The sequence below is a fragment of the Scandinavium sp. genome (genome assembly GCF_036271055.1).
Taxonomy (GTDB): domain Bacteria; phylum Pseudomonadota; class Gammaproteobacteria; order Enterobacterales; family Enterobacteriaceae; genus Scandinavium.
In genome coordinates, this window is the sequence record NZ_DATBBJ010000087.1 from 134,480 (window position 1) to 156,841 (window position 22,362).

Below are 22,362 nucleotides of genomic sequence, written 5' to 3' on the forward strand. Positions count from 1 at the left end.
CACCCAGGTTTTCAGCTTATGCGCACGTTTTACAGCAACGGACTAAAGAAGTAAAACAGTCGCTCGGTGACGCGCTGCCACAGCGGGCGTTTTAACCAACGCTCGGCATCCAGCAGGCGGGAACGGGAAATATAATCGTCCTGAACTGCGGCTAAATCGCCACCAAAACCAACGTCATCAATCGCCAGCGTAATCTCGAAATTCAGCCACAGGCTGCGCATATCGAGATTCACTGTGCCGACCAGACTCAGTTCACCATCCACCAACACGCTCTTGGTGTGCAACAAACCGCCTTCAAACTGATAGATTTTGACGCCAGCCGCTAACAACTCGGTGAAGAACGCACGGCTCGCCCAGCCCACTAACACGGAATCGTTCTTGCGCGGCATAACGATGCTGACATCGACGCCGCGCTGAGCTGCGGTGCAAATGGCATGCAGCAGATCGTCGCTTGGCACAAAGTAGGGCGTGGTCATGATTAAATATTCGCGCGCGGAATAGGCGGCGGTCAGTAATGCCTGATGAATTAAGTCTTCCGGGAAACCGGGGCCAGACGCGATGGTATGAATGGTATGCCCGCTGGCTTCCTCAAACGGCATAATGTTGACATCCGGCGTCGGGGGCAAAATGCGTTTGCCGGTTTCGATTTCCCAGTCGCAGGAATACACGATACCCATCGAAGTGGCGATAGGGCCTTCCATGCGCGCCATTAAATCGACCCATTGACCTACACCGGAATCCTGTTTGAAGAAGCGCGGGTCAACCATATTCATACTGCCGGTGTAAGCAATATAGTTATCGATCATCACCATTTTACGATGCTGACGCAGGTCCATGCGGCGCAGAAACACACGCATCAGATTCACTTTCAGCGCTTCGACTACTTCTATTCCGGCGTTACGCATCATCGTGACCCAAGGGCTGCGGAAGAAATCAACGCTGCCTGCAGAGTCGAGCATCAGCCGACAATGTACGCCCCGACGAGCGGCGGCCATCAGTGATTCAGCCACCTGATCGGCCATACCGCCGGGCTGCCAGATATAAAAGACCATTTCGATGTTGTGACGTGCGAGCTGAATATCACGGATCAGCGCCTGCATGACGTCATCGGATTCAGTGAGTAACTGGAGTTGATTGCCTTTCACACCCGCGATGCCCTGGCGGCGTTCGCAGAGTTTGAACAGCGAACTGGCAACCGGGCTATTCTCTTCTGCAAAAATATGATTACAGGCTTTGAGATCGTTCAGCCATTTAGCGGTAGAAGGCCACATCGCACGTGCGCGCTCGGCTCGACGTTTCCCTAAATGCAGTTCTCCTACAGAGAGATAAGCGATGATCCCGACCAAAGGCAGAATATAAATGATCAGCAACCATGCCATTGCTGAAGGCACTGCGCGTCGTTTCATCAGGATGCGCAATGTTACGCCCGCGATTAACAACCAGTACCCCAGAATGACCAGCCAACTCACCACGGTGTAGAAGGTTGTCATAGAAAATCCTTTTGAAAGCCAATTGTTAAGAGTTTACGCGTACGGACTCATCTGGCAAATAAAAACGGGGCAAAAGCGCTGGTCAGCCGGGCGCAAGCGTTTATAATATGCGCTCTTTCATCTCTGAGATGTTGAAATGAAGCGTAGCAGAAACGAAGTGGGGCGTTGGCGAATGCTGAGACAGACCAGCCGTCGCAAAGCGCGCTGGCTGGAAGCTCAGTCACGACGCAATATGCGCATCCACTCAATCAGAAAATGTTTGGGGGCCCGGCAGCGTAATTCTCTGCTGTTTGCCATCTACGAGTTCTGAACAAAAAAAGGGCACCGCATGCGGTGCCTCTTGTTTTTTGGCGGCTTAGAACACTTTTTTGTACGGGCGTACTTTCACTTCGCCGTACACGCCAGCCGCTACATACGGGTCGGCTTCCGCCCAGGCCTGTGCCGCTTCCACTGACTCAAATTCCGCAATCACCGTCGAACCACTAAAGCCCGCAGCACCCGGATCGTTACTGTCAACAGCAGGCATTGGCCCTGCGGTTAACAAACGGCCTTCATCGTGCAGCAGCTGCAGACGGGCCAAATGAGCAGGGCGAACCGACAACCGTTTTTCCAGAGAGTCGGCGACATCTTCAGCATAAATCACGTAAAGCACAGGCACAGCTCCTTAATGAGAGATTGTCAAAACACGGTATTTCAAAGCGCTGGCGACTGCAATGCAAAGATCCCTGTTGCCAGAGGTGAGTAGCGTAAATGTGTTATTTTTCGCCAACAGAGACAGAAAGTTGACCGAAGATAGGATGCCTTATTGAATATGATTGCTATTTGCATTTAAAATCGAGACATCATTTTTCAACTGCAGCGACTATGACTTCAATGACCTTCGATATGCCTCGCCGTACTCCGTGGCCCACGTTGCTCTCTGTGGCTATCCACGGAGCCATCATTGCGGGATTGCTTTATACCTCGGTACATCAGGTTATTGAACTTCCCGCGCCTGCGCAGCCTATAACGGTGACCATGGTCGCACCGGCCGATCTGGAGCCACCGCAGGCCGTACAGCCGCCACCGGAACCGGTTGTTGAACCAGAGCCAGAACCGGAAGTCGTGCCGGAACCGCCGAAAGAAGCGCCAGTGGTCATTCCCAAGCCGGAGCCGAAACCTAAACCGAAGCCAAAACCAAAGCCAAAACCGGTGAAAAAGGTAGAGCCTAAGCGTGAGGCCAAACCGGTTGAGCCGCGTCCGACGACGCCAGTAGAAAGCAGCACAACGCAGAGTCATCCGGCGACTAATCTTGCCCCTGCACCCGCCAAACCCTCAGCGGCTGCCCCGACTGGCCCGCGTGCGCTGAGTCGTGGCGAACCACAATATCCTGCCCGTGCATACGCGCTGCGTATCGAAGGGAAAGTGCGCGTTAAATTTGACGTCGATGCAGATGGTCGCGTGCAGAATGTAGACATTATTTCTGCTCAGCCGTCGAATATGTTTGAACGCGAAGTGAAAAGCGCCATGCGCAAATGGCGCTATGAGCCAGGTAAACCCGGCAGCGGTTTGATCATGAATTTCGTCTTCAACATGAAAGGCATCCAGGTAAACTAGAAAATGGCCCCGAGTTAACGGGGCTTTTTTTATGCGTGGATGAACAACTCAGTGAGCATGTTGATAAAAATGAGTGTTAGCGGTCTGATACACATGCTTTTTCTTCCCTGATAGCGATAACCCTCTTAAAATCATTCCACTTTCCTCAACTTCCCGTCAGGACACTATGCAGCCACTCGCCCAACGTCAGCAGCAACGAAACCAGCGATGGCTGGGGCTTTTGCTGTTGCTGCTTCTGCTCGCTATTTTTCTCAGTCTGTGTGCGGGTGAACAGTGGATTGCCCCTGGCGAATGGTTTACGGCGCGCGGTGAGCTGTTTGTCTGGCAGATTCGCCTGCCGCGCACCGTCGCCGTGGTGCTGGTTGGTGCCGCTCTGGCGGTATCCGGGGCCATTATGCAGGCGTTGTTTGAGAACCCGCTGGCAGAGCCTGGGCTTCTCGGCGTGTCGAACGGTGCGGGCGTTGGGCTTATCGCTGCGGTGTTGCTCGGGAAGGGCCTGCTACCGGGCTGGGTTCTTGGCATTTGTGCCATCCTCGGCGCACTCATTATTACCGTTATCCTGCTACGCTTTGCTCGCCGTCATCTATCGACCAGCCGTTTACTGCTCGCAGGTGTAGCGCTGGGGATTATTTGCAGCGCCGCCATGACCTGGGCGGTCTATTTTTCTACCTCATTTGACCTGCGCCAGTTAATGTACTGGATGATGGGGGGATTTGGCGGTGTGGACTGGCATCAGGGCTGGTTAATGGTGGCACTGCTGCCGGTTATCGGCTGGATTTGTTTGCAGTCGCAGCCGCTGAATTTACTGTCGCTGGGCGAAACATCGGCCAGGCAACTCGGGCTGCCATTGTGGCTTTGGCGTCGCCTGCTGGTACTGGCGACAGGCTGGCTGGTGGGCGTCAGTGTGGCGCTCTCCGGGGCGATAGGTTTTATTGGTCTGGTTATTCCGCATATTCTGCGTTTGTGTGGCCTGACTGATCATCGTGTATTGTTGCCTGCCTGTGTCCTGGCAGGTGGCGCGGCGCTGTTGTTTGCCGATATCGTTGCCCGTCTGGCGCTGGCCTCGGCTGAATTGCCGATTGGTGTTGTCACCGCCACCCTGGGCGCACCCGTTTTTATCTGGCTACTATTAAGAGCTGGCCGTTAAGCGCTAGCTGATAACCCAAGAGGACGCTATGCAACACGATATTCTCAACACAAATGTGACAACCATCGACGGCGAAAACGTCAGTCTCGAAAAGTTTAAAGGCAACGTACTGCTGGTGGTGAACGTCGCTTCCCAATGTGGGCTGACGCCGCAGTACGAACAACTAGAAAATATTCAGGAAGCGTGGGCGAAAGACGGTTTTACCGTGCTCGGTTTCCCGTGCAATCAGTTCCTCGGCCAGGAGCCGGGCAGTGAAGAAGAAATCAAAACCTTCTGCAGTACCACTTATGGCGTGACGTTCCCGATGTTCAGCAAAATCGACGTCAACGGTGAGCAGCGCCACCCGCTGTATCAGAAACTGACCGCAGAGGCACCGGTCGCAGTCGCGCCAGAAAGCAGTGGCTTTTATGAGCGTATGGCCAGCAAAGGCCGCGCGCCAAAAGAGCAGGGCGATATCCTGTGGAACTTTGAAAAATTCCTCATTGGGCGTGACGGGAACGTTATTCAGCGCTTCTCCCCGGACATGACGCCGGAAGATCCGATTGTGATGGAATCCATCAAGCTGGCGCTGGCGAAATAATTGTGGCGCTGATGCAGCTTCAGGGCGTGGAAGAACCGGGGCGATTGCACCCGGTTTTTGCAGACGTAAAGCAGGGTGAAATGGTGCATCTCGTCGGGCCGAACGGTGCGGGAAAAAGCACGCTGCTCGCCAGAATGGCGGGGCTGAGTCAGGGCAAAGGGCAAATTTCGCTCAATGGAAAACCCTTAACTGACTGGGCGGCACCGGAGTTGGCGCGCCATCGCGCCTATCTGACTCAACACCAGATGCCCCCCTTTGCCATGCCGGTCTGGCACTACCTGACGCTGCATCAGCACGATCAAGCGCAACACGCGCTCCTGCAGGAAATCGCTGAAAAATTGGGTCTGGAAGACAAACTGGCGCGGCAGGTGAACCAACTTTCTGGCGGTGAATGGCAGCGCGTGCGGTTAGCCGCCGTGATACTGCAAATTCATCCACAGGGGAATCCGCAAGGCCAACTTCTCCTGCTGGATGAGCCAATGAGTAGCCTCGATGTGGCGCAACAGGCGGCGCTGGACAGGTTATTGGCAGAATTAAGGCGCGTCGGGATAACCATCGTCATGAGCAGTCATGACCTCAACCACACCCTGCGGTTTTCCAGTCAGACATGGTTGATGCGCCGGGGAAAAATGCTTGCCAGCGGTGAGACGCCGCACGTTTTGACGATCGAAAATCTGACGGCTGCGTATGATATGCCGTTCAAAAAGCTTGAAGCGGATGGCGTACAGGTGCTGATTTCTGCACTATAACGAGAAGGTTTGTTGCAACTTTCCGAATTCGCGAGCTAAATTATTTCTATAAAAAATATCAGAGGAAACGCCAGGATATGCGTCTCTTATTTATTTTAGTGGCAGCGCTAATTTTAGCAGGGTGCAGTAGCCATCGTGCGCCGCCGCCAAACCCACGGCTTTCCGATTCCATCACCGTCATTGCTAACCTTAACGATCAGTTGGCAAGCTGGCGCGGCACGCCTTATAGCTATGGCGGCAGCTCGCGCGGTGGCGTGGATTGTTCCGCTTTCGTCATGATGACCTTCCGCGATCAATTCGATTTGCAGCTCCCGCGAGACACTAAGCAGCAGTCAAAAATAGGTACTGAAATCGACAAAGACGATTTATTGCCGGGTGATCTGGTGTTCTTCAATACGGGTTCAGGAGGCAACGGTCTGCATGTCGGCATCTATGACACGGATAATCAATTTATTCATGCCTCTACCAGTCAGGGCGTGACGCGCTCATCGCTCGATAATGTCTACTGGCGTAAGCATTTCTGGCAAGCCAGACGAATTTAGTAAGAAAATGAAAAGGGTCTGAAGGCCCTTTTTTATTGCGTAAATAAGAGATAGCCGCAAAACTGCGAAATTATTATTGCTAATCATCATATTCACGCAATGAATCCCGGATTGTGCGACCGCACAAATATGGATTACAATCATCCGAATGATAACGCAAAGGAATTCCTGATTTACAAAGGAACGAATGAAATTAATCTTTTTAAAATCAAAGATTTTGTTTTCTACTGGAACCACACAGCCGCGACCAGGGATGTCCCTTGAGCAAAGGGAGACGCAATGATTGTTACACTGGATAAAGCCTGGAAGACCGAATTGTTATTCCTCCCTGCCAGAAATGGTGGGGGCCAGCTCGTCGGGCTGGAAATAATCACCAACTTTGTCGGAGTGGATGATGCCGTCCGCACGCCAACCAGTCTGGTTGCCTCACGTCTTAACGCCGAACAGGAAATCACGCTGTTTCGCGAAAAACTCGCTCTGCTTGAAAGCTGTCAGATCTTCTTTATTCAACAGCAATTAATTGCCTGGATTAATATAACGCCAGCAATTGCTTTAGCCCTGCTCACGCAAAATGCCCTGGCCGAAGCGGCCGCGCGATTTTCGTTTTTGGAATTAACGGTCGAAGAAAGTTTCCCGGAATTGAACGCGCCAGACAAAAGTCATTTATTGGTTCAACTGGCCTCTTTTTTCCCCTTAGTTCTGGCCAATTTTGGGGCGGGTGATACCAGCACTCAGGCCGTCTTTTCAGGATTGTTTAAACGCGTTGCGCTCGATAAAAATTTTATTCAGCAACAGGTCTCCCAATTATCATTTGACCCTTTTATGCGGGCGATTACCGCTCAGGTGCAGCCCTGCTGTAGCTCGATAATGGCGGCGGGTGTCGACAATGAACAGATCTTCGAACGCCTTGAACCCTGGGGCTTTAGTGCATTACAGGGGGCGTTATGGCCTGCTGTCGATGCTGCCTCGTTGACTGCTCTGATGCAAGAATAACCCTGCATCCCGCCGGTATTTATCTTTCCCCATAGACACTACACTACAGACAGGAGGAACCATGACCCTGTCTTTTACCCATCACTGGCGCGATGAGCTGCCAGGTTTCTATACCGAATTGTCACCGACACCGCTCACCAATGCGCGGCTTATCTGGCATAACGCGCCGCTGGCGCAGAGCCTCGATTTGTCGCCTACTTTGTTTAGCCCTGAAAAAGGCGCTGGCGTCTGGGGTGGCGAAACGCTGCTGCCTGGCATGCTGCCGCTGGCGCAGGTGTACAGCGGACATCAGTTTGGCGTCTGGGCCGGACAGCTTGGCGACGGGCGCGGTATTTTGCTCGGCGAACAGCAACTGGCTGATGGACGTCGTTTCGACTGGCATTTGAAAGGCGCAGGTCTGACGCCATATTCCCGCATGGGTGACGGACGTGCGGTGCTGCGCTCAACGCTGCGCGAAAGCCTGGCTTCTGAGGCCATGTTTGCGCTAGGCATTCCGACCACACGCGCTCTCTCTGTGGTGACCAGTGACACGCAGGTGTATCGCGAAACGGTTGAGCAGGGCGCGATGTTGACGCGTATTGCTGAAAGCCATGTGCGTTTCGGCCACTTCGAGCACTTTTATTATCGCCGTGAACCCGAGAAAGTGCGCGAGTTAGCCGATTATGTGATTCGTCATCACTGGCCGCATCTGGAACAAGAAGACGACAAATATGCCTTGTGGTTCCGTGACGTTGTCACAAAAACCGCGCGAATGATCGCCCGTTGGCAAACTGTGGGTTTCTGCCACGGGGTAATGAATACCGACAATATGTCGATTCTCGGGCTGACGATGGACTACGGTCCGTACGGTTTCCTCGACGATTATCAGCCGGGGTATATCTGTAATCACTCCGATCATCAGGGCCGCTACAGCTTTGATAATCAGCCTCCTGCGGCGCTGTGGAATTTACAACGTCTGGCGCAGTCGTTGTCACCGTTTATCGCCGTTGAGGCACTCAACGATGCGCTCGACAGCTACCAGGAAGCGCTGCTTGTAGAATATGGTAAACGAATGCGTGGCAAGCTTGGTCTATTCAGCGAACAGAAGGGAGACAATGAATTGCTGAATGACTTGTTCAGCCTGATGGAGCGCGAAGGCAGCGATTACACGCGCACGTTCCGCATGTTAGGTGAAACCGAACAGAACAGCGCGGCATCGCCTCTGCGTGATGAGTTTATCGACAGGGCGGCATTTGATTCGTGGTTCAGCGGTTATCGGGCACGTTTGCAACTGGATCAAGTCGATGACACCACGCGCCAGCAGAGCATGAAACAGAAAAATCCGGCGATAGTTTTGCGCAACTGGCTGGCTCAGCGCGCCATTGAGCAGGCGGAACGCGGGGATTATTCGGAATTTGTGCGTTTGCACGAAGCACTGCGCGACCCGTTTGCCGATTGCGATGATGACTACGGCAGCCGCCCACCGGAATGGGGCAAGCGGCTGGAAGTGAGTTGTTCAAGCTAAGGGGCTAAAAAGACCTGCGGCGTCTGGCTGCCGGGGTGCTGGCCGATATGCACCTCGGCACCATACCAACGCTTCAGCGTATCAACCTGCAACACCTGCTGCGCGCTACCTTGCGCCACAATTTCACCCTGATGGAGTAACAGCAATTTGTCGGCCCACAGCGCCGCCAGATTTAAATCGTGCAAGACGGCGCAAACATGCAGCCGACCCGCCGACGTGAGCTGTTTGAGTAATCTCAGCAGATGCTGTTGATGATACAAATCTAGCGCTGAGGTGGGTTCATCCAGAAATAACCAGCCCTGTGGCGCACCGTCGACCCACAACTGCGCCAACGCTCTGGCAAGTTGTACTCGCTGCTGTTCACCGCCGGAAAGAGCGTTGTACTTTCGCCCGGCAAGCGGTGTACATCCGGTGAGATCCATCACCTGTTTTACGACGCGCTGGCTATCAGCCTGTTCCCACGGCGCGCGGCCCATCGCAATCACGTCTTCCACCGGCCAGTCGAAACCGAGTTGGCTTTGCTGGCGCATCACCGCCCGATGGCGAGACAACGCCTGTGGCGACCATTCATTCAGCGATTTATCGCCCAATAAACAGACACCGTTATCGGGTTGCAGATAGCCGGTCAGTACCCGCAATAATGTTGATTTTCCCGCGCCGTTGGGGCCAATCAGCGCCACCAGTTCACCGGGTTCCAGTGTCAGGCTGATATCGCGCAAAACAGGGGAATAACAAAGATTGATGGCCTGGAAACGATTAACCATGCTGGCCTCCGCGACGAAAAATCATCCACAAAAACCACGGCGCGCCGAGCAGACTGGTCAGCAAACCGACCGGCATTTCCGCAGGTGAAACGAGGGTGCGAGCGAGAGTGTCGGCGATCAGAAGCAAAATCGCGCCGACCAACACCGAACCGGGTATAACGGCGCGATGATCGGCCCCAAGCCACATGCGTAACAAATGCGGCACCACTAGACCGATAAAGCCAATCACGCCGCTGATCGCTACCGCCGCAGCCACCAGCAAGGCGCTACACATCAACAGACGACGCTGGATCTGCCGCACATTAACGCCGAGATAATGTGCTTCTTCATCGCCGAGCTGTAACAGGTTTAGCGGTTTTGCCAGTCGCCAGATTATCGCCACGGTAGGCAACATAATGGACGCCGTTACCAGCAATGTTGACCATTGTGCTTGCCCCAGGCTGCCCATTCCCCAGAGTGAAAGTTGGCGTAACTGCGCGTCATTACTCAGCCACGACAGCACACCAACAGCCGCGCCACACAATGCGTTGATGGCGATACCCACCAGCAGCAATCGGGATAAAGAATTATCGTGGCGCTGACTGAGCACGAAAATCACCATCGTCACCGCCAGGCTACCGATGAACGCGGCCAACATCGGCGCATAAAGCATCAATACCAGCGGCAGCGAGAAGGGCAAAACCACCCACAACGCCACAGCCAGCGCCGCGCCGCTGCTGATGCCTAGTAATCCCGGATCGGCCAGAGGATTACGAAACAGTCCTTGCATCACACAACCTGCCAGCGCCAGCGAGCCACCGATAGTCAACGCCAGCAATACCCGAGGCAGACGAATAGTGAACCAGATTTGGCGCAACGCGCTGTCACCGCGCCAGAGAAGATCCAGCGGCAGTTTCAGCGCGCCAAAAGTAGTGGCGCACAATGTAAGCAACATCAATAACGCCAGCAGCGACCACAGCGAGCGGGAAACCAACGACGTCATCAGGGCAATTGCTCCGCTTTGTGGCGTAACTGCTGGATGGCCTCCGGTGTGCGGATACTGAAACCGAGCAGCGCCATATCGTCAATCAAAAGCACCTGTTGCGTGCGTCCGGCAGGGGTTTGCGCCAGGCCCGGTAACGTCCATAAACCCGCTTCACCACCCATGCTTTTCACGCCTTCAGCAGAGATAACAACCAAATCCGGCTGGCTGGCGATCACGCCTTCCTGCGAAAGCGGCTGATAGCGGTTAAACCCCTGCATCGCGTTTTGCAGACCCGCCGCGCGGATCGCCGAATCAGCTCCGGTTTGCTGCCCGGCCGCCATGGCACTCATGCCGCCGTGGCTGAGAATAAACAGCACACGTTTGTTGAGCGGCGTTTTGGGCCGCGCGTCGAGTGCCAGTTTTACCTGCTGACGAAGTTTTTCGCCCTCCGGTTCTTTATGCAGCGCAGCGGCAACGATTTTGATTTTCTCATCAATGACTGACACATCGTTGCTGCCGGGAACCGTCACGACGTTAACGCCGTTTTGCTCGACTTGTTTTAACGCCAGCGAGGGTTGCGCCTGCACACTGGCGAGAACGGTAGTCGGGCGGGTGGCGAGAATGCCTTCGGCGTTGAGCTGGCGCAGATAACCTACGTCCGGCAGTTTGAGCGCTTCGGGAGGCCACTGACTGGTGCTGTCGCGTGCAACGAGGGCGCTTTGCGCCCCCAATGCGTAGACAATCTCCGTCACGTCGCCGCCAAGCGTCACCACTTTTTGCTCTGCCGCGCTCGCCAACAATGGCAGGGCGGCGATCAGCGCGACGATGGCTCTCATGCGGCAAGCCCTTTGGCAATCAACGCTTCAACCTGCGCACGCCATTGGGTTTGCTCCGGCTCGCCTTCGGTGCGCTGGCCGTACAATTGCGCAATCTGGGTGCCATCGGCAGCGAACAGCTCAAGACTGGTCACGTGACCGTCTGCGGTCGGTTTGCGGGTCACCCAGGTTTCAGTAATGGTGTCTTCACGCAGATGCAAAGTGAACGCCGAATTGAAGATATTCAACCAGCCTTTCATCGGGACAACTTTTTCAATTGCGCCAGTGAAAATCTGTACGCAGCCACGGTTGCCGACGAAGACCATAATGTCGTTGGCATCCTGGTGGGCGTTTGCCAGCAGACGGGCCACGGCATCGTTATCCACCTGACAAGCCAGATCGTCACCGACCAGGCGAAACGCCTGCTGACGGCTCAGATTATGGCGTTTCAGCAGCGTGAAGAACTGATGCACATCTGTCATCGCGCGCCATTCGCCGTCGAGCGCTTTGCCGTCAACATCGCCGCTGGTGGCCGGAATTTCTGCCGCTTTGAGGTCGAGCTGAGGATTATCGGCGTGAATAAAGCGGGTGAGGATATCGCCCCATGCCGCCATGTCAGTGCTGTCGGTGGTGTAAACCTTCAGCAATGCATCGCCCTGATGGTCAAAGAACTGAATACTCTGTCGTTCACCACGGGCGCTGGTTTCACTGATGTGGAAGCAGCTGGCCCATTGGTTGAGGAACAGACGCAGATCCAGCGCGCGCGGGTTCAACACCAATCCTGCGTGACCGCTGAGATGTTGATTTGTGAAACGGCCGACCTGCTCATGCACCGCATATTCGTTACGGCAAATGCATTTTACGTCGCCTGCGTTTTCCAGTGCCGCCAGCACTTCGCGGATTTCACCCTGTAAGCGCCAGGCATCGTGCCCGACGCGCGCCCAGGTCAGCTCTGCTTCGCTGATATGCATCATCGCGGCGATATCGCGCGCGTATTGACCCGGATTTTCTTCTTTAAGCGCCAGCCAGCGTGTGTAGTGATTCATTGTCTCTTCCTTCCAGATAAATGCCCCGGCGAACCGGGGCCGGGTGATTACCACTGATAACTCACGAAAATTTTGCCGTTTTGACCATCCTGTGGGATGCCCTGAGGTGAGTAATATTCTTTGTCGAACGCGTTACCGAACACCAGCGTGGTAGTCAGGCCGCTCCAGGATTGCTGGCCTTTATAGCTGACGTAGAAATCATTCACGCCGTAACCCGCTTGCGGCGAGGCGCTGATACTTTTGGTATCTTCCGCAAAAGTACCGATCCAACCCACCGAGAACCCACTTTGTGCGACAGGCACATCAAGACGGGAAGTGACGGTGTCCGGGTTGATAGAGGTGAGCCAGTCGCCGGTATCAGTATCTTTTCCGCGAGTGCGGTTATAGGCCACATCGAGGCTGAACAGGTCGGTGGTGTATTTGGTCATCACGTCCCAGCCCCAAATTTTAGCGTTTGGCACGTTGATGGAGGTGGTAGTCGCCGCAGCAAAATCTACGGACGTAGTGATGTAATCTTTAGCGTTGGTGTCGAAGTAGCTGGCTTTGAATTCGAGGCCATCGTTCGCCATCAGCAAATCGTCAAAGCGCAGTCCAAAACCGTACTCCTGCGTTTCATTGGTTTCAGGACGCAGATTCGGGTTCGGCACCCAGTAGTTAGTGTAGAAACTGCCAATCGAGAAGTGCTTCGCGTCGTTATACATCTCGCCCATCGTTGGCGCGCGGAACGCCTGAGCGTAAGAGCCAAACAGCATCAGCCAGTCGGTTGGGTTGATGGTCATGCCTGCGCGGGAAGACCATTTATCAGCATCAACGTCGTCGTAGCCGTCGCTGCTGCCGCGATAATTGTCGTAGCGCGTGCCGCCGAGAAGCGTGACCGGCAGATCGCGAAGGGTGATTTCGTCCTGCAACCAGCCGGAACTGAAGTTAATGCGTGCGTCCGGGAAACCTGTAGTCATGCCACCGGGATTTTGCTCCTGACGGTAGTATTCGCCGCCATAGGTCAGCAGGTGCGAGGCGAAGCTGTCGGTGAACAAACGCGTGCGGTTTTCGACTTTGCCGCCTTTGGTCGTTTGCTTGCGGAATTCGCCAGAATCATCGAGATTCTGCGCGTTGATACGCACTTCGGACCAGTAGCCTTTAACGTCTGCATTCAGCCAGTCGTTGCCCTCCGGGGCGATGTTATAGGTCACCTGCGCATCACGTTGAATGGTTGAGCGGTCGGTCATCGGGTTGCTGTTGTCGGAGTCCTCCGGCGTTTGCGGGTTCTTTGGTTCTTGCGCCGCGTTGTTGTAATAGCGCAGGGAACCACTCAGTTTTTGCGCCGGGTCGATTTTCCAACTGCCTTTCGCCATGAAGTTGCTGATGCTTTCATCGTTCGGCGCAGTGAAACCATCGCTCTGTTTTAAATCGCCGCGATCGCGGCTGGACCAGGAAACAACGCCGTCCAGCGTATCGGTGCGTCCAAATGCACTCGCGCCCATGCCAAGGCTGTGGTCGCCCGTGCCGCCTGTGCCAAACACGCGATAACCGCTGTTCTGGCCTGCGCGAAGTAAATCGGCAGCGTCAACGGTATCGTAAGAAATCACACCGCCCAGTGCGCCGCTTCCGTACAACAATGCCCCCGGACCGCGCACCACTTCGATTCGTTTGATTAAGGCAGGATCCAGGAACGTGCTGTTGAGGTGTCCGGTATCTGTGCCCTGGCGAATTCCGTCGACCAGCACCAGAACGCCACGACGGTCATACCCGCGCAGATTGATGTCCTGACCGTTGGTGCGACCGGTGCCGTCAATGGTCAACCCAGGCACCTGACGCAGCATATCGGCGGCGGAACTGGCGGTTTGGCCTTCCGGGGTATTGGCATCGATAACAGTGACCATCATCGGCGCTTCAAACGCGCTGCGTTCGTTGCCGGTGGCGGTCACGGTCATTTGTTCAGTGACGGCGAGGGCCGGAGTGGTGATGGCGCCGAAAACAGCCAATGCGACCAGCGATGGGCGCAGGGATGCGGAATGCAGGTGTAGCATGCAACTCTCCATAAAAAGTGAAAAGCGCTGGCTGCCTCGGCGTGAGTCCCTGGGTGGCTGGCGAAATGTTGTGTGATAAAGCTGTTATTTAGTGAGGATCAGTTTCCCGGCATGGGTTTGTCGCAGCAGGTAATGCTGCCCATCATGCTCAATAATGACGCGTCCTTCCGTCCCGAGCAGGCTTTTGCTGCTCACACGGCGATCGCCAGCTTGCGCTTGTGGCGAAGAAGTTGTCTGACCCGTTGCGGCGGTTGTGTCCGAAGATGTCATAATGTTAAAAATAGCAATCAATGTAACAATGATAATCATTATCAACAAAACAAAAGGCGCAGCAACCCCTTTTGTGAAAAATAGGTGACGGGATCAAAAAAGGGTTGTTACGTGATGACAGCACAATTGCCCAAAAAGGCGCTGTAAATCTGGACAGTGAAGCAGAAATAACCGGAAGTTGCTCTGGTCAGCGAAGCGCCACCAGACAAAGAAGACGAAACAGGCCGGGCAGACGAAGCGCCGCCCGACGAAGAAACTCAGAAGCGCGTATCAACAGCCGCAGAGAGTTTATCGAGCAGGATTTCGCTGTCTTCCCAGCTCAGGCAAGGGTCGGTGATGGACTGACCGTACACCAACGGCTGACCCGCAACGATTTTTTGCGTACCTTCGCGCAGGAAACTTTCCGCCATGATCCCGGCAATTGCTGTCGAGCCGTTACGGATCTGCTGGCAAACATCATCACACACTTCAAGCTGGCGACGATGCTGCTTCTCGCAGTTGCCGTGACTGAAATCCACCACCAACTGCTCCGGTAAATCGAATTCATGCAGTGTATCGCAGGCTGTGGCGATATCCGTTGCGTGATAATTCGGTTTTTTCCCGCCGCGCATGATGATGTGCCCGTACGGATTACCGCTGGTCTGGTAAATGGTCATCTGACCGTTTTTATCAGGTGACAGGAACATATGGCTGGCACGAGCGGCACGGATCGCATCGACAGCAATGCGGGTGTTGCCGTCAGTACCGTTTTTAAAGCCGACCGGGCAGGAGAGCGCCGAGGCCATCTCGCGATGGATCTGGCTTTCAGTCGTACGCGCACCAATCGCGCCCCAGCTAATGAGATCGGCGATGAACTGACCGGTCACCATATCGAGAAATTCGGTGGCCGTTGGCACGCCCAGTTCGTTGACCTGCAACAGCAATTTACGCGCCTGCTCAATGCCGTGATTCACACGATAGCTGCCGTTCAAATCCGGATCGGAAATCAGGCCTTTCCAGCCCACGACGGTACGCGGTTTTTCGAAATAGGTGCGCATGACGATTTCCAGACGCGACTGGTGTTTCTCACGCAGCGCCTGCAAGCGACGGGCGTAATCCATCGCAGCATCCAGGTCATGAATAGAGCAAGGGCCAATCACCACCAACAGACGTTTATCTTCGCCATTAAGAATTTTTTCAATGCGACGGCGGGAAGCGGTCACGTGGCTCGCGACGTCAGAAGAGACAGGGTGACGCTGCGCCAGTTCAGCAGGCGTTACCAGGCTGTCGATGCGCGCCGAACGCAGTTCATCAGTTTTGTTCATTGGGACTCTCAGAATTTGGTTGCTTCTACGGCAGAAATACCGGAAGTGATGCGCATCACGATAAACCAATCCCTGCTGAATTCAAGGCTCAAACGATATTCAGCAGGGTGATGCGCATACATTGCAAAACGATGATAGCGTATTTTGTGATGATGTACTAGTGTGTTAGTACATGCGACGACTAAGGCCCATGATGTCGAGAATTTTAGTGGCGATCTCTTCAACCGAATAGTTCGTGCTGTTAAGCCAAGGGATCTGATTTTTGCGGTACAGCGCTTCGACTTCCGTGACTTCCATCCGGCACTGGCGCATCGAGGCGTAGCGGCTGTTTTCACGGCGTTCCTCGCGGATCGCAGCCAGGCGTTCCGGGTCAATAGTCAAACCGAACAACTTGTGTTGCAAAGGTTTCAACGCGACGGGAAGCACAAGATTATCCATGTCGTCGGCGATAAACGGATAGTTCGCCGCGCGGATGCCAAATTGCATTGCCAGATAGAGGCTGGTGGGTGTTTTACCGCAGCGCGACACGCCAAGCAGAATGACTTGCGCCTGATCGAGATTACGCAGCGAAACGCCATCATCGTGCGCCAACGTGTAGTCAATGGCAGCGATACGGGCATCATATTTAGTGAGATTACCGGGCGTAAGACCGTGAGTGCGGTGCGCGATAGGCGTTGGGTCGAGTTTCAACTCTTCCTGTAGCGGGGCCACCAGCGCCTGCACGATGTCCTGACAAAAGCCCTCACTTTGCAAAATAATGGTGCGAATTTCCGGTAAAACGATGGAGTAGAACACCAGAGGACGAACGCCGGATTGCTGATAAATAGCGTCAATTTGCTCTTTAACGGCTTTCGCCCGGCTTTCGGTTTCGACAAAAGGCAGCGTGATGCTGTTCACCGAAACGGGAAACTGTGACATCACCGCGTGGCCGAGCACTTCTGCGGTAATGGCGGTGCCGTCTGAAATGTAAAATACGTGGCGATCGACATTATTATCCATTTTGACCATCCGGTAAGATTAAGTTAATTCCATGAAGCCTATATTTATTTTAATCATAGTTTCGGTGGGTTTGTCTTAAAAATAAAAATGAACTGCTGTTTTTATTTTTAATGAAAAGGGGTGTTCATTTTAAGAATGAAGAGGATAGACCAGTGGTTTTTGTGGGATTGCTGATGAATCATGGGGTTAGGAATGTGCGTGGAACTGTCTGAAAAAGTAAAAAATAAAGTTGCTTGAACGATTCACCTTTTTTTAACGCAGCGTAATTATGGCAGGATAATAAACGACGCCAGTGAAGCTTCTGGCACTTTTCTTAATTTATGAAAGGATTGTTTCGATGTCTGACAATGCTCTGGTGCTTTGGTACAACCAACTCGGCATGAATGATGTAGACACCGTTGGGGGTAAAAATGCCTCCCTGGGGGAAATGATTACCAATCTGTCCGATCTGGGCGTTTCGGTCCCCAACGGGTTTGCTACGACGGCAGAGGCTTTCAATCAGTTTCTCGACCAGAGTGGCGTAAATCAGCGTATTTATCAGCTGCTGGATGAAACCGACATTGACGACGTAACGGTGCTGGCGAAAGCCGGGGCGCAGATCCGTCAATGGATTATCGACACACCTTTTACCCCTGAACTGGAGCAAGCCATTCATCAGGCTTATAACCAGCTCTCTGCTGATGATGCCGATGCGTCATTCGCCGTGCGTTCTTCCGCCACCGCCGAAGATATGCCGGATGCCTCGTTTGCCGGGCAGCAGGAAACTTTCCTCAACGTGCAGGGTTATGACGCTGTCCTGGTAGCGGTGAAGCATGTGTTTGCCTCGCTGTTCAATGACCGAGCGATTTCCTACCGTGTACATCAGGGCTACGACCATCGTGGCGTGGCACTCTCTGCGGGCGTGCAGCGCATGGTGCGTTCCGATCTGGCGTCTGCTGGGGTGATGTTCTCCATCGATACTGAATCCGGTTTTGACCAGGTGGTGTTTATCACCTCCGCCTTTGGCCTTGGTGAAATGGTGGTGCAGGGCGCGGTTAACCCTGATGAATTCTACGTTCACAAACCGACGCTGGCGAAAGAACTCCCGGCGATTGTGCGCCGAACCATGGGCTCGAAAAAGATCCGTATGGTGTATGCCCCAACGCAGGAGCACGGTAAACAGGTTCGCATTGAAGATGTGCCGCAGGCCGAACGCGATCGCTTCTCGTTGACCAACGAAGAAGTGCAGGAACTGGCGAAACAGGCTGTGCAGATTGAAAAACACTACGGTCGTCCGATGGACATCGAGTGGGCGAAAGACGGGCACACTGGCAAGCTGTTTATTGTGCAGGCGCGCCCGGAAACCGTGCGTTCGCGTGGTCAGGTGATGGAGCGTTACACGCTGCATTCGCAGGGCAAAATTATTGCCGAAGGCCGTGCTATCGGGCAGCGCATCGGCGCAGGTCCAGTGAAAGTCATTCACGATATCAGTGAAATGAACCGTATCCAGCCGGGCGATGTGCTGGTGACTGACATGACCGACCCGGACTGGGAACCGATCATGAAAAAAGCGGCCGCCATTGTTACCAACCGTGGCGGACGTACCTGTCACGCGGCCATTATCGCGCGTGAATTGGGGATCCCTGCGGTTGTCGGCTGCGGTGATGCCACCGAACGTATGAAAGATGACGAGAAAGTCACCGTATCCTGCGCCGAAGGTGATACCGGTTATGTGTATGCCGACATGCTCGATTTCAGCGTGAAGAGTTCCAGCGTCGACACCATGCCAGACCTGCCGCTTAAAATCATGATGAACGTCGGCAACCCGGATCGTGCGTTTGATTTTGCCTGCCTGCCGAACGAAGGCGTAGGCCTGGCGCGTCTCGAATTCATCATTAACCGTATGATTGGCGTGCATCCGCGTGCGTTGCTGGAGTTTGACGACCAGGACGCAAAGCTGCAAAACGAAATCCGCGAAATGATGAAGGGCTACGACTCACCGAAAGAGTTCTATATCGGTCGTTTGACTGAAGGGATCGCTACACTCGGCGCGGCGTTTTATCCGAAGCGCGTGATTGTGCGCCTCTCTGACTTTAAATCGAACGAATACGCCAACCTCGTTGGTGGCGAACGTTACGAGCCAGAGGAAGAAAACCCGATGCTGGGCTTCCGTGGGGCCGGGCGTTACGTGGCCGATAGCTTCCGTGATTGTTTCGCGCTGGAGTGCGACGCGGTGAAACGCGTGCGTAACGAAATGGGTCTCACCAACATCGAAATCATGATCCCGTTTGTGCGCACCGTCGACCAGGCGAAAGCGGTAATTGATGAACTGGCGCGCCAGGGGCTGAAACGCGGCGAGAACGGCCTCAAAATCATCATGATGTGTGAAATTCCGTCCAATGCCTTGCTGGCAGAGCAGTTCCTCGAACACTTCGACGGCTTCTCTATCGGCTCCAACGACATGACCCAACTGACGCTTGGCCTCGACCGTGACTCCGGCGTGGTATCTGAGCTGTTTGATGAACGCAACGACGCGGTGAAAGCGCTGCTGTCGATGTCGATTCGTGCGGCGAAGAAGCAGGGGAAATACGTGGGCATCTGTGGGCAAGGCCCGTCCGACCATGCAGACTTTGCTGCATGGCTGATGGAAGAGGGGATCGACAGCCTGTCGCTGAACCCGGATACCGTGGTGCAGACATGGTTGAGCCTCGCCGAACTGCGTAAATAATTAAGCCAGTCCAGCCCCGGCCGTTCACCAGACGACCGGGGCTTTTTTCTGCGCGTTACATGCTTTCCCGAGCGGCTTCACAGAATTGAAACAAAACGAAAAAACGTAACTTCGCTGTGAATTTCGACAATTGTCGTCAACCTTGCGGACCGGAATACTTTACTTCAGCAAAGTGAAACATAACTGAGGGGAAGTTAATGACCGCACTGTATAAAGATGCTCGCCGTCCTGTCGCCGAACGCGTCGCCGATTTACTGGCACGCATGACGCCGGAAGAAAAGTTTGCTCAGATGCACGCCTACTGGCTGGTATTGAGCGAAACCGGCGAACATCGTGAGCGCAGCGATATGAGTGATGAATTTGCGGGGATATCGGCACAAGCATCGCTCAACGAACGTCTGTTACTCGGCGTAGGGCAAATTACGCGCCCGCTTGGCACCCATATTATTGATGCAAAAACCGGCGTGCGTGCGGCCAATCGCCTGCAAAAAATGCTGGTGGAAGAGACTCGCCTTGGTATTCCGGCCCTGTTTCACGAAGAGTGTCTGGTCGGCTTATTGTGCAAAGACGCAACGCTTTTCCCATCCTCGCTTAATTACGGTTCAACGTGGGATCCGGCGTTGATTCGTCATGCCGCCGAATGCATTGGTGAAGAGGCGCGCGCCACCGGGTGTCATCAGGGCCTTGCGCCAGTATTAGATGTTTCCCGCGATGTGCGCTGGGGAAGAACAGAAGAAACCTTTGGCGAAGATCCGTGGCTGGTGGGGGTGATGGCCTGCGCGTATGTCGAGGGTTTGCAGGGTGACAAACGTGACCTGCTCGCGACACTGAAACATTATGTCGGACATTCATTCAGCGAAGGTGCGCGCAATCATGCCCCGGTACACCTGGGTTTCTGCGAGCTTAACGATACTTTCCTGTTGCCGTTTGAAATGGCGGTGAAGCTGGCAAATGCCGGATCCGTGATGCCGGCTTATCACGACATTGATAATCAGCCCGGCCACAGTGATGCGTTCCTGATGACCGACATTTTGCGCGAACAGTGGGGATTTGACGGCATTATCGTTGCCGATTACGGTGGCGTCAGCCTTCTGCATCAGCATCACGGCGTATCAAATGATGCCGCAGAATCCGCAGCGCTGGCATTCAACGCCGGGTTAGACGTTGAGCTGCCGAAGGATGATTGCGCGCGTCATCTGGCGCAAGCCGTTGAACGTGGGCTGATTTCGATGCGTAAAATCGACGAGATCGTGGCGCGAACGCTGACCGAAAAATTCCGGCTTGGGCTGTTTGAAAAACCGTACACTGATGAAAACGCGATTGAATTACAGAGTGCGAAAACTCGTCAGGCGGCGCGAGACGTGGCAACCCGTTCAATAACACTTCTTGAAAACAAAGGGGTTCTGCCGTTACGAGATAAGCCTCGCGTGGCGGTCATTGGCCCAACGGCTGACGATCCGCTGGCTTTGTTGAGTGGCTACAGTTTCCCGGTGCATCTGATCATCAGCGATATGCTGGAGCAAACGTCACAGGTCACCACACCGCTTGATGCGTTGCGTCAGACGCTGGGTGAGCAACAGGTTCGTTACGCCAAAGGCTGCCATATCATTGAAAAGCGAATGGCGGGCGCACCGGTATTCCCAGGCGACAGCAGCGGAAAACCTATCCAACACTCCCCGGTTTCCCTGGATACATCGCTCATTCCCGAAGCGCTGCGCGTGGCGCAGGAAAGTGACGTTGTCATCGCTTGTGTCGGTGATTTGGCTGGGTTGTTCCAGAGCGGTACGGTGGGAGAAGGGTCAGACACCGATTCATTGAATTTACCGGGCGTACAGCAACAGCTTTTAGACGCGCTGGTGGCGACAGGCAAAACAGTGATTGTGGTGATGACAGGCGGGCGACCTTACAACCTGCAAGGGTTGGAAGATAAAGTTGCAGCGTTGTTGATGGCCTGGGCTCCTGGCCAGGAAGGTGGCTGGGCGATTGCTGATGTATTGACCGGCAAGGCTGAGCCGCAAGGACGGTTGGTGGTCAGCATCCCGAAAAGCGCGGGCGCGATGCCGTATTACTACAATCACAAACTGAAAAGCGGCGGTACACCCTTTGCCTTCCACTTCGGCAGCCGTTATCCGTTCGGTTATGGCAAAGGCTGGACAACGTTCCAGTGGAGTGAGCCTGAACTATTAACGCCAGAGGTAGAAACTGATGGGGAAATTGCAGTGCGAGTTACGCTTACGAACAACGGCGAGCGCAACGGCAGTGAAGTGGTGCAGTTGTATGTTCACGATAAAGTGGCATCGATGGTGCGCCCGGTGAAAGAGCTGAAAGCCTTCCAGCGTGTGATGTTGGCACCTGGCGAGTCCGCCACACTGACATTCCATGTGCCTGTCGATATGTTGAATTTCACCGATCGGCGTGGCAAACGCATCGTCGAACCGGGTGAATTTGAATTGATGGTCGGATCATCTTCGGCAGATATTCACGGGACGGTAACGGCAAACGTCAGCGGCACGGCGCGAGAGTTGCCGAAATACTGGCAGATGATGAGTCGCTGTGAGGTGAAAAAAGCTTAAAAAAAAGCCCATCGTGGGAGATGGGCAAAGACTACACACAGCAATTCGTTGTTTCACTCAGGGGATTTCCATGCTTATAAATCAAGGTGTTGATCTATAACCGTGAGCTAATAGTAGGCATGAGGAATTTTTGCGTCGATCAGATTGGTCTTAATCGTTAAAAAAACGTAAAGGTTTTGCGAGGTGAAACGGTGGGTGGTTGACGATTTCGAGCGGAAAGAGAGGGGGAGAGCAGAATAACGATAAGTAATGCTTATGTATTAGGCCCAAAGCTAGAATGCTTTGGGCCTGT

Annotated in this window: 20 protein-coding genes and 1 other RNA gene; 10 read left to right on the forward strand and 11 right to left on the reverse strand. The window is 54.1% G+C overall.

The window, feature by feature from the left end; all coding sequences use genetic code 11:
- Positions 1-29: 29 nt before the first annotated feature.
- A complete protein-coding gene (gene cls / locus VH187_RS19605; RefSeq protein WP_329703117.1) occupies positions 30-1,490 on the reverse strand; it encodes a cardiolipin synthase in 1,461 nt (486 codons plus the stop codon).
- Positions 1,491-1,626: 136 nt separating this feature from the next.
- Between cls and VH187_RS19610 the strand changes: the two genes are divergently transcribed.
- On the forward strand, positions 1,627-1,800 hold the full coding sequence (locus VH187_RS19610; RefSeq protein ID WP_329703118.1) for a YciY family protein: 174 nt from the start codon (positions 1,627-1,629) through the stop codon (positions 1,798-1,800).
- Positions 1,801-1,845: 45 nt separating this feature from the next.
- Here VH187_RS19610 and VH187_RS19615 read toward each other — a convergent pair whose 3' ends face one another.
- Positions 1,846-2,142 carry a YciI family protein gene (locus VH187_RS19615; protein WP_329703119.1) on the reverse strand — a complete coding sequence of 99 codons (297 nt, stop codon included), beginning with the start codon at positions 2,140-2,142 and terminating at the stop codon, positions 1,846-1,848.
- Positions 2,143-2,363: 221 nt separating this feature from the next.
- Between VH187_RS19615 and tonB the strand changes: the two genes are divergently transcribed.
- From tonB to selO, 7 genes are all read left to right on the forward strand, one after another.
- On the forward strand, positions 2,364-3,086 hold the full coding sequence (gene tonB, locus VH187_RS19620; RefSeq protein ID WP_329703154.1) for a TonB system transport protein TonB: 723 nt from the start codon (positions 2,364-2,366) through the stop codon (positions 3,084-3,086).
- Between the two features lie 166 nt (positions 3,087-3,252).
- Positions 3,253-4,233 (forward strand): vitamin B12 ABC transporter permease BtuC, encoded by a 981-nt coding sequence (gene btuC, locus VH187_RS19625; protein WP_329703120.1) that lies wholly within the window; start codon positions 3,253-3,255, stop codon positions 4,231-4,233.
- 28 nt (positions 4,234-4,261) lie between these two features.
- A complete protein-coding gene (locus VH187_RS19630; protein WP_329703121.1) occupies positions 4,262-4,813 on the forward strand; it encodes a glutathione peroxidase in 552 nt (183 codons plus the stop codon).
- A gap of 11 nt (positions 4,814-4,824) precedes the next feature.
- On the forward strand, positions 4,825-5,562 hold the full coding sequence (gene btuD / locus VH187_RS19635) for a vitamin B12 ABC transporter ATP-binding protein BtuD (RefSeq protein ID WP_414714007.1): 738 nt from the start codon (positions 4,825-4,827) through the stop codon (positions 5,560-5,562).
- Between the two features lie 77 nt (positions 5,563-5,639).
- Positions 5,640-6,104, forward strand: coding sequence for an NlpC/P60 family protein (locus VH187_RS19640; protein WP_329703122.1), 465 nt, complete (start codon positions 5,640-5,642; stop codon positions 6,102-6,104).
- 279 nt (positions 6,105-6,383) lie between these two features.
- Entirely contained in the window at positions 6,384-7,097 is a 714-nt protein-coding gene (locus VH187_RS19645) for an EAL domain-containing protein (RefSeq protein ID WP_329703123.1), read from the forward strand.
- Between the two features lie 61 nt (positions 7,098-7,158).
- Positions 7,159-8,601, forward strand: a complete 1,443-nt coding sequence (gene selO, locus VH187_RS19650) for a protein adenylyltransferase SelO (protein ID WP_329703124.1) — start codon at positions 7,159-7,161, stop codon at positions 8,599-8,601.
- Here the strand turns inward: selO and VH187_RS19655 are convergent.
- From VH187_RS19655 to ppsR, 8 genes are all read right to left on the reverse strand, one after another.
- The gene (locus tag VH187_RS19655) at positions 8,598-9,320 is read right to left on the reverse strand and encodes a heme ABC transporter ATP-binding protein (protein WP_414714008.1); all 723 of its coding nucleotides are present in this window, start codon (positions 9,318-9,320) and stop codon (positions 8,598-8,600) included. The genes selO and VH187_RS19655 overlap by 4 nt on opposite strands.
- A gap of 37 nt (positions 9,321-9,357) precedes the next feature.
- Positions 9,358-10,347 carry a FecCD family ABC transporter permease gene (locus VH187_RS19660; RefSeq protein WP_329703126.1) on the reverse strand — a complete coding sequence of 330 codons (990 nt, stop codon included), beginning with the start codon at positions 10,345-10,347 and terminating at the stop codon, positions 9,358-9,360.
- Positions 10,347-11,165: a heme/hemin ABC transporter substrate-binding protein gene (locus VH187_RS19665; protein ID WP_329703127.1), complete on the reverse strand. Its 819-nt coding sequence runs from the start codon at positions 11,163-11,165 to the stop codon at positions 10,347-10,349. Before VH187_RS19665 ends, VH187_RS19660 begins: the two co-directional genes overlap by 1 nt.
- Complete coding sequence (locus tag VH187_RS19670; protein WP_329703128.1) at positions 11,162-12,190, reverse strand: hemin-degrading factor; 1,029 nt, start codon at positions 12,188-12,190, stop codon at positions 11,162-11,164. Before VH187_RS19670 ends, VH187_RS19665 begins: the two co-directional genes overlap by 4 nt.
- A gap of 47 nt (positions 12,191-12,237) precedes the next feature.
- Entirely contained in the window at positions 12,238-14,217 is a 1,980-nt protein-coding gene (locus VH187_RS19675) for a TonB-dependent hemoglobin/transferrin/lactoferrin family receptor (RefSeq protein WP_329703129.1), read from the reverse strand.
- An 84-nt stretch (positions 14,218-14,301) separates the two neighbouring features.
- Positions 14,302-14,526, reverse strand: a complete 225-nt coding sequence (gene hemP, locus VH187_RS19680; protein WP_329703130.1) for a hemin uptake protein HemP — start codon at positions 14,524-14,526, stop codon at positions 14,302-14,304.
- 218 nt (positions 14,527-14,744) lie between these two features.
- A complete protein-coding gene (gene aroH / locus VH187_RS19685) occupies positions 14,745-15,791 on the reverse strand; it encodes a 3-deoxy-7-phosphoheptulonate synthase AroH (RefSeq protein ID WP_329703131.1) in 1,047 nt (348 codons plus the stop codon).
- A 165-nt stretch (positions 15,792-15,956) separates the two neighbouring features.
- Complete coding sequence (gene ppsR / locus VH187_RS19690; RefSeq protein ID WP_329703132.1) at positions 15,957-16,790, reverse strand: posphoenolpyruvate synthetase regulatory kinase/phosphorylase PpsR; 834 nt, start codon at positions 16,788-16,790, stop codon at positions 15,957-15,959.
- A 337-nt stretch (positions 16,791-17,127) separates the two neighbouring features.
- Here ppsR and ppsA point away from each other — a divergent pair, with 337 nt between their 5' ends.
- Positions 17,128-19,497 carry a phosphoenolpyruvate synthase gene (gene ppsA, locus VH187_RS19695; protein ID WP_329703133.1) on the forward strand — a complete coding sequence of 790 codons (2,370 nt, stop codon included), beginning with the start codon at positions 17,128-17,130 and terminating at the stop codon, positions 19,495-19,497.
- Positions 19,498-19,694: 197 nt separating this feature from the next.
- Positions 19,695-22,070, forward strand: coding sequence for a glycoside hydrolase family 3 N-terminal domain-containing protein (locus VH187_RS19700; RefSeq protein WP_329703134.1), 2,376 nt, complete (start codon positions 19,695-19,697; stop codon positions 22,068-22,070).
- Here the strand turns inward: VH187_RS19700 and rprA are convergent.
- An RNA gene (gene rprA, locus VH187_RS19705) (antisense sRNA RprA) lies at positions 22,067-22,174 on the reverse strand. The two genes, VH187_RS19700 and rprA, sit on opposite strands and share 4 nt — an antisense overlap.
- Positions 22,175-22,362: the final 188 nt, after the last annotated feature.

What these genes read in the sequence shown, in the direction of transcription:
- cls (WP_329703117.1), bottom strand. Translation starts at nt 1,490, where the DNA reads ATGACAACCTTCTACACCGTGGTGAGTTGGCTGGTCATTCTGGGGTAC.
- VH187_RS19610 (WP_329703118.1), top strand. Translation starts at nt 1,627, where the DNA reads ATGAAGCGTAGCAGAAACGAAGTGGGGCGTTGGCGAATGCTGAGACAG.
- tonB (WP_329703154.1), top strand. Translation starts at nt 2,364, where the DNA reads ATGACCTTCGATATGCCTCGCCGTACTCCGTGGCCCACGTTGCTCTCT.
- btuC (WP_329703120.1), top strand. Translation starts at nt 3,253, where the DNA reads ATGCAGCCACTCGCCCAACGTCAGCAGCAACGAAACCAGCGATGGCTG.
- VH187_RS19630 (WP_329703121.1), top strand. Translation starts at nt 4,262, where the DNA reads ATGCAACACGATATTCTCAACACAAATGTGACAACCATCGACGGCGAA.
- btuD (WP_414714007.1), top strand. Translation starts at nt 4,825, where the DNA reads ATGCAGCTTCAGGGCGTGGAAGAACCGGGGCGATTGCACCCGGTTTTT.
- VH187_RS19640 (WP_329703122.1), top strand. Translation starts at nt 5,640, where the DNA reads ATGCGTCTCTTATTTATTTTAGTGGCAGCGCTAATTTTAGCAGGGTGC.
- VH187_RS19645 (WP_329703123.1), top strand. Translation starts at nt 6,384, where the DNA reads ATGATTGTTACACTGGATAAAGCCTGGAAGACCGAATTGTTATTCCTC.
- selO (WP_329703124.1), top strand. Translation starts at nt 7,159, where the DNA reads ATGACCCTGTCTTTTACCCATCACTGGCGCGATGAGCTGCCAGGTTTC.
- VH187_RS19660 (WP_329703126.1), bottom strand. Translation starts at nt 10,347, where the DNA reads ATGACGTCGTTGGTTTCCCGCTCGCTGTGGTCGCTGCTGGCGTTATTG.
- VH187_RS19665 (WP_329703127.1), bottom strand. Translation starts at nt 11,165, where the DNA reads ATGAGAGCCATCGTCGCGCTGATCGCCGCCCTGCCATTGTTGGCGAGC.
- VH187_RS19670 (WP_329703128.1), bottom strand. Translation starts at nt 12,190, where the DNA reads ATGAATCACTACACACGCTGGCTGGCGCTTAAAGAAGAAAATCCGGGT.
- VH187_RS19675 (WP_329703129.1), bottom strand. Translation starts at nt 14,217, where the DNA reads ATGCTACACCTGCATTCCGCATCCCTGCGCCCATCGCTGGTCGCATTG.
- hemP (WP_329703130.1), bottom strand. Translation starts at nt 14,526, where the DNA reads ATGATTATCATTGTTACATTGATTGCTATTTTTAACATTATGACATCT.
- aroH (WP_329703131.1), bottom strand. Translation starts at nt 15,791, where the DNA reads ATGAACAAAACTGATGAACTGCGTTCGGCGCGCATCGACAGCCTGGTA.
- ppsR (WP_329703132.1), bottom strand. Translation starts at nt 16,790, where the DNA reads ATGGATAATAATGTCGATCGCCACGTATTTTACATTTCAGACGGCACC.
- ppsA (WP_329703133.1), top strand. Translation starts at nt 17,128, where the DNA reads ATGTCTGACAATGCTCTGGTGCTTTGGTACAACCAACTCGGCATGAAT.
- VH187_RS19700 (WP_329703134.1), top strand. Translation starts at nt 19,695, where the DNA reads ATGACCGCACTGTATAAAGATGCTCGCCGTCCTGTCGCCGAACGCGTC.